At 72.9% G+C, this 6,723-nt stretch carries 6 protein-coding genes; 2 read left to right on the top strand and 4 right to left on the bottom strand.

The genetic code is table 11. The features are described from left to right. Nucleotides 1-1,402 (top strand): serine/threonine-protein kinase (locus E1289_RS39100; RefSeq protein ID WP_207929101.1); only part of this gene is annotated, 1,402 nt, incomplete at its 5' end. A gap of 6 nt (nucleotides 1,403-1,408) precedes the next feature. Here E1289_RS39100 and E1289_RS23270 read toward each other — a convergent pair. Genes E1289_RS23270 through E1289_RS23260 form a run of 3 tightly spaced genes read right to left on the bottom strand, consistent with a single transcriptional unit; the run spans nucleotide 1,409 to nucleotide 3,755 of the window. Further along, on the bottom strand, nucleotides 1,409-2,320 hold the full coding sequence (locus tag E1289_RS23270) for an NADP-dependent oxidoreductase (RefSeq protein ID WP_131983594.1): 912 nt from the start codon (nucleotides 2,318-2,320) through the stop codon (nucleotides 1,409-1,411). A gap of 41 nt (nucleotides 2,321-2,361) precedes the next feature. Next, nucleotides 2,362-2,607, bottom strand: coding sequence for a ferredoxin (locus E1289_RS23265; protein ID WP_131983592.1), 246 nt, complete (start codon nucleotides 2,605-2,607; stop codon nucleotides 2,362-2,364). After that, entirely contained in the window at nucleotides 2,604-3,755 is a 1,152-nt protein-coding gene (locus E1289_RS23260; RefSeq protein WP_165970583.1) for a Rieske 2Fe-2S domain-containing protein, read from the bottom strand. Before E1289_RS23260 ends, E1289_RS23265 begins: the two co-directional genes overlap by 4 nt. Nucleotides 3,756-3,904: 149 nt before the next feature. On the opposite strand from E1289_RS23260, the gene hsaA reads away from it, so the two are divergent. Beyond that, the gene (hsaA, locus tag E1289_RS23255) at nucleotides 3,905-5,089 is read left to right on the top strand and encodes a 3-hydroxy-9,10-secoandrosta-1,3,5(10)-triene-9,17-dione monooxygenase oxygenase subunit (RefSeq protein ID WP_131983587.1); all 1,185 of its coding nucleotides are present in this window, start codon (nucleotides 3,905-3,907) and stop codon (nucleotides 5,087-5,089) included. 6 nt (nucleotides 5,090-5,095) lie between these two features. Here hsaA and E1289_RS23250 read toward each other — a convergent pair whose 3' ends face one another. Next, a complete protein-coding gene (locus E1289_RS23250) occupies nucleotides 5,096-6,625 on the bottom strand; it encodes an FAD-dependent oxidoreductase (protein ID WP_131983585.1) in 1,530 nt (509 codons plus the stop codon). Between the last annotated feature and the right edge of the window lie 98 nt (nucleotides 6,626-6,723).

Raw genomic sequence — 6,723 nt, 5'->3', positions numbered from 1 at the left:
GCGGGTGGGCGGGATCCACACCGTGCACGTGGTGGACGCCGACACCGGCGCCGAACCGCCGTGGCTCGTGACGGAGTACGTCGCCGGTCCGTCGCTGCAGGAGGCCGTCGGGGAGCACGGCGCGTTCTCCGCGGAGTCGGTGGCGGGACTCGGCGCGGGCCTGGCCGAGGGGCTGATGGCGATCCACGACCGCGGTGTGGTCCACCGGGACCTGAAGCCCGGCAACGTGCTGCTCGCCCAGGACGGGCCCCGCATCATCGACTTCGGCATCGCCCGCGCGCTGGACGCCTCGTCGCAGACCACCAGCGTGGCCGGTACACCCGGGTACATGTCGCCCGAGCAGCTCCGGGGCCGCGAGGTCGGGCCGGCCAGTGACGTGTTCTGCCTGGCCGCGGTGCTGGCGTTCGCCGCCACCGGGCGGCGGCCGTTCGGTGAGGGGCCGATCGAGGCCCTCGGCTACCGCGTCGTCAACGAGGCCCCCGACCTGACCGGCGTGCCGGAGCCGCTGCTCCCGCTGATCGCGGACGGCCTGGCGAAGGACCCGGGCGACCGGCCGGGCCTCGGCACGTTCCTCGACCGCTGCTCCGAACTGGTCCGGGGCGGGGAACCTTCGCTGCCGCCGCCGGTCAGCACGATGATCGCCACTCGGGTCGCGGAGACCGAGGTGCTGCTGCCTCCGCCGCAAGCGCCGGGAAGCGCACCGCGGGAGCGGCGGTTCCCGGCGCCGGCGGCGGGAGCGGCGGCGGTGCTGGGCGTCCTGCTGGCCGCCTTCGTCGTCTGGGCGATCGCGGACGACGGGGACGAACCGGCCGAAGGCGCCGCCGTGCAGGTGACCGCCCCCCGGACCTCCGCCACCCCACGGACGCCCCTGCCCAGTACGTCCGTCAGCGACGCCGCGTCCGAACGACCCAGCCCCGATCCCACGCGCAAAGCGTTCGAGAAGATCTCGAAGGGCGACTGCCTGGACGCGCACAGGTCCCCGCACGACTCCGACAAGTGGAGCAAGGCCAAGCCGAACGCGGTCCCCTGCTCTCGGGCGAACGCCTACGTCCGGGTGACGAGGGTTGTGGACGACTCCTCCGACTGCGCCGACGGTGACGGCGAGCTGGACGGGGAACTGTGGTGGGACTATGGCGAGGAGGGCGATGAGATCGCTCTCTGCGTGTCGCGGCAACTCCGCGTGGGCGACTGTTTCCTCGGCACCGATGGCCCGGACGAGGACACCGTCTCCATCAGCAACGGCGACCTGATGACATCGTGGCCGTGTGGAAAGCGGCCCCTCCCGGGGTCCTACGATCACATCCTCCGGGTCACCGCGCTGACGGGGGGCGACTGCCCGTCCGCTCGCAGGTCCGTCGACTGGAAGTTCCGCGGCGGCAAGCTCTGCGCCCGGCTCGTCTGAGGGCGGCTAGAGCAGGAGGACCACCTTGCCGCGGCCGTGACCGGTGGCTACTTCGCGGTGGGCCTCGGCGGCCTGGCCTAGCGGGAATGTTGCGCGGACGTGGATGCGCAGGCGGCCCTCGGCGTAGAGGTGGGCGGCTTCGGCCACGCGGGAGGCGGAGCGTTTCTCGGGTGGGGTCGTGCGGATGCCCAGGGCGGCGGCGCGGTCGTGGTCGACCAGTGTGGTTATCCGGTCGCGGTCCTTGGTGAGGTTCAGGGAGATGTCGAGGGCGTCGCCTCCTGCGCCGTCCAGGGTTGCGTCCACGCCGTTCGGTGCCAGGGCGCGTAGGCGGTCCTCCAGGCCGGGGCCGTAGGCGACCGGGATCGCGCCCAGGGAGCGTAGGTATTCGTGGTTGGGTTCGCTTGCGGTGCCTATGACGGTTGCGCCGGAGATGCAGGCCAGTTGGACGGCGACCGTGCCGACCGCGCCGGCGGCCGCGTGGACGAGCAGCGTGTCGCCCGCCCCCACGGCCATCTCCTCCAGGGCGATGTGCGGGGTCATCACGGCGGCGGGGAAGCCGCCTGCGACCTCCCATGGCATGTTCGGGGGCTTGGCGGTCAGGGCATCGGCGGGGACGACGACGTATTCGGCGTATGCGTTGAGGCGGCAGTAGCCGAGCACCTCGTCCCCGGGGCGAACGGTCGTGACGCCCGCGCCGGCCCGGTCCACGACGCCCGCGAACTCGTTCCCCGGTACGCGGGGAAAGCCGGCCGGTGTGCCCGGCGGGGACCATCCCTCCCGGATGGCCAGGTCGAACGGCTGCACCCCGGCCGCCCGCACGCGTACCCGGACCTCACCGGGGCCCGGTTCCGGTGCCGGCACGTCCAGTACCCGCAGCACCTCCGGCCCGCCCGGCTCGTTGAATCCCGCGACCCGCATGGTCGTCTCCCCTCGTCAAGAAGAGACGCTAAGACCTCGATCTAACTTGAGGTCAAGTCGCCGACGACCGTGACCGCTCCCGTCAGCGTCGCCTCCTGGATCGCCGAGCGGAGGGCCGGGCAGGTCTCGTGGGGGTCTTCGAGGTTCACGCAGGCGGCGCGGGCGGCGGCGGTCCACTGGATGCTCGTCTGCTCCCAGCTCGACTTGCGCACCAGGACCTCGGCGGCGCAGCGGCGGCAGGCGACGGGCACCAGCGGCGCGTCCAGCAGGCGGTCGTCCGCGGTCACGTGGCGGCCCCTTCGCGGCGTGCGAGGTTCTCCTCGACCTCCTTCTCCCACGACTCGACCGGACGGGTGGTGTCGATCTCGAACTCGAACCTGTCGGTCATCTCCGGCTTGACGTCGGCGACGTCCACGTAGAACTGCTCGTACCAGCGGCGCAGCTGGTAGACGGGCCCGTCCTCCTCGCAGAGCAGCGGGTTGTCGATGCGGGCCTTGCGGCGCCAGATCGCGATGTCCTGCTCGAAACCGAGCAGAATGAAGTCGGAGAGCTTCTGCGCGGTCGCCTCCGCCGCCTCCGGCGGCAGCGCGTCGCTGTGCTGGACGATGATGCCCGAGTGCAGCGAGAAGGAGTTCTCGTCGATCGGGTAGTGGCAGTTGATCAGGACGGAGTGCAGGTCGTACCCCTCGTAGTGGTACGTCAGCTCGTCGATCATGAAGGATGGGCCGTGGTAGGACGCGACGGAGGTGTTGCCGAGCATCCGCGGCCCGCCCCCGCCGGTCTGCCGGCGGGCGTCGTCGCGGGTGCGGCCCTTCATGATCTGGGTGGCGACCTGGCCCTCGAAGATGTTCTTGAAGTAGGTCGGGAACGACTTGTGGATGTAGAAGAAGTGCGCCATGTCGACGACGTTGTCGATGATCTCGCGGCAGTTGGTGTCGACGACCGTCTCCGTCCAGCGCCAGTCGGTCCAGTCGTCGCGGGTGGCGCCCTCGATCACCGGGATCGTCACGTCCGCCGGGGGCTTGCTCCCCTCCGGGTCGTTCCAGACGAACAGCAGCTTGTCCTGCTCCATCGTCGGCCAGGAGGCCGTCCGCGCGCGCAGCGGGACGCGGCGGGAATACGGGATCTTCTTGCAGCGCCCGTCGCCGCCCCAGCGCCAGTCGTGGAACGGGCACGCGATCTCGTTGCCCTTGACGGTGCCGTCGGAGAGGTCGCCGCCCATGTGCCGGCAGTAGCCGTCCAGCACGTTGGTCCTGCCGTCCTCGCCGGTGAAGACCACGAGCTTCTGCCCGAACGCGTTGACCGTGTGGGGCTTGCCGTCCCTGTACTTCTCGGCCAGCCCGAGGCAGTGCCACCCCCGGGCGAAACGGCGGGAGATCGCCGCCGCCTCGATGGCGCGGACGGCGTCCGACTCGGTTGCGGTCACGTGGATCATCCCTTCGGCGGTGGACGGGTGATTCGAACGTTAGGTCGCAGGTCACCGTCCGGGCCCGGGAGTCCCGCTGGCCGGGACGCCCGCGCCCGCGACGATCCGCCGACATGGTCTCCTGCGGGGGCCGGAGTAGGGAAGACGGGAGCGTCTCGATGAGCGGCAGTGAACCGGGGAGGAACGAGGTCCTGGAGGGCGTGCGGGAGGTGCTGCCCGGCATCGCCGAGCGGGCCAGGTCCGTGGACGAGAAGGGCCGGATCCCCGCCGAGACCATCCGGGAGCTCACCGCGGCCGGGGTGTTCCGGCTGCTGCAGCCCACCCGCTACGGTGGCGCCGAGGGCGACCCGGTCGCCTTCTACGAGGTCATCCGGGCGATCTCCGGCGTGTGCGGCTCGACCGGCTGGGTCGCGGCCATCCTCGGCGTGCACTCCTGGCATCTCGGCCTGTTCGCGGACGAGGCGCAGCGCGAGGTGTGGGACGCCGGGCCGGACACCCTCGTCGCCTCGTCCTACGCCCCGGTCGGCCGGCTCACCCCGGTCGACGGCGGCTACGAGGTGACGGGGCGGTGGTCGTTCTCGTCCGGTGTCGAGTTCACCTCCTGGGCGCTGCTCGGCGCGCTCGTCGTGGGGGCGGAGGGCCGCCCCGTGGACTTCATGACGGTCCTCGTCCCGAAGGACGACTACGAGATCCACGAGGTGTGGGACTCGATGGGCCTGCGCGGCACCGCCAGCGACGACATCGTGGTCGAGGGGGCGTTCGTGCCCGCGCACCGCGCGATGCGCAACTTCGAGCAGGCGCAGCTGCGCAACCCCGGCCGCAAGGTCAACCCGGGCCCGCTGTACCGGATGCCGTTCGGGACGATCTTCACGAGCACCGTCACCGCCAGCGTGATCGGGATGGCGGCGGGCTGCCACGACCGGTACGTCGACCGGATGCGCGACCGGATCCGGCTGAGCCTCGGCGGCGGCCGGTTCGTCGAGGACCAGTTCGCGCAGGTCGCCGTCGCCCGCGCCGCGTCCGAGATCGACGCCGCGGTCCTGCAGACCGACCGGAACATCCGGGAGATCCACTCCTTCGCGGTCCGCAACGAGAAGATCCCGATGGAGCTGCGGCTGCGCGCCCGCCGCGACCAGGTCCGCGGCACCGAACGCGCCATCGAGGCCATCGACATCCTGTTCAAGACCGCGGGGGGCAACTCCCTGCAGCGCGGCAACCCCATCGAGCGCGCCTGGCGCGACGCCCACGCCGGCAGCCTGCACGTCGCCAACGAGGTCGAGCACGCCCTGTCGATGTGGGGCCGCGGCATCTTCGGCCTCAAGGTCGAGGACAACCTCGTCTGAACCGCGCTACTCCGGGGTGCCGGACTGGTCGACGGGGTTCTTCCGCATGTCCTGGACGGCCCGGTACGCGAAGGCCATCGCCGAGCCGATCGGGATGCCCGGTCCCGGGTAGCGGGGGCCGGTGAACGAGGCGCTCGTGTTGCCGGCGGCGTAGAGGCCGGGGAGGGGGCGGCCGGAGCCGTCCAGGACGCGGCCGTCCGGGTCGGTGCGCAGGCCGCCCTTCGTCCCGAGGTCGCTCAGCACGACCTCCGCCGCGTAGTACGGCGGCTCGTCCACGGCGACCAGGCACGTTCCGCCGCCGGAGAAGTACCGGTCGTAGGGGTCCTCGCCGCGGTGGAAGTCGTCGTCCGAGCCCTTCTCGGCGAAGCCGTTGAACCGCTCCACCGTGCCGGTGAGCGCGTCCTCCGGCAGGCCGATCCGCCGCGCCAGTTCCGCGAGCGTCCCGGCCCGGACCCACCGGCCCGAGGCGAGCTGCTCGTCCGGCACCAGCGGCGGGACGGAGATCGCGGGCAGCCCGCCCGAGCGCGCGTCGAAGATCAGGTGGAAGGGGCCGCCGGCCCGGGCCAGCAGCCGCCCCATCCGGTCGTAGGGGAGCGACTCGTTGCCGAAGCGGCGGCCGGACCCGTCCACGATGAGCCCGCCGCGGAAGCCGAGCGTGAACGCGGGCCGCCCGTCCGGGGTGCGCAGGCCGGGGCAGAACCACGCCTGGTCGAGCAGGGCGGTGGACGCGCCGATCCGCACGGCGGCCGCGATGGCGTCGCCGGTGTTCGCGCCGTCCGGGGCCATCGTGCGGTCCGCGCCGCCCGGCACCCCGTGCTCGGCCCGCAGCGCGGCCGACGACTCGAACCCGCCCGCCGCCAGCAGCACCCCGCGCGCCGCCCGCAGCCGCACCGGGCCGTCCGCCGTCACCGCCAGCACGCCCGCGACGCGGCCGTCCCGCACGACGAGCTCGGTCAGCGCGGTACCGGTGCGGATCTCGGCACCGCCCGTCGCGGTGAGCGCCAGCAGCAGCCGCCCGATCAGCGCCCGTCCCTGCGCCACCGGCCGGGCCGGATGCCCGCGGCCCGCGCGGTCCCGGCCGACCGGCGGGCGGACGAGCCCCGCCAGTTCGCCGAGCCGCTCCACCGGCAGGTCCAGCGGGACGAACGACCGGCCGCCGCGCAGCCGGCCGGGCGCGTCGAAGTAGTCGGGGAACGGGCGGAACTCGAACTCCAGTGCCGGGTCCCGCTCCAGGAACTCCACGAGTTCGGGCGCGGTCGCCAGGAACGCCTCGCGGTGCGCGGCGCCGCCGTCGCCCAGGACGGCCCGCAGGTAGGCGCGGGCCGCTTCGGTGGAGTCCCCGATCCCGGCGCGTTCCTGCACCCGCGTGCCGGGGAGCCAGATCGCCGCACCCGAGTACGCCGAGGTTCCGCCGAGCAGGCCCGTCTTCTCCAGGACGGCCGTCCGCAGCCCGCGCGACGCCGCCGCGAGCGCCCCGGTCAGCGCCCCCGCACCCGATCCGGCCACCACCACGTCGTACTCGTCGTCCCACGTCACGTGCGGTCCTCCAGCCTGCCCGATGCCGACGCGCGCACACCGTAGGCACCGTCCCGGCGGCCGGGGACGCGCCGTCCCACTGACCGGTATCGGGGATC

Source organism: Actinomadura sp. 6K520, assembly GCF_004349245.1.
Taxonomy (GTDB): domain Bacteria; phylum Actinomycetota; class Actinomycetes; order Streptosporangiales; family Streptosporangiaceae; genus Spirillospora.
Note: the sequence above shows the minus strand (reverse complement) of the source record. Positions and strands in the feature narration are given on the sequence as shown.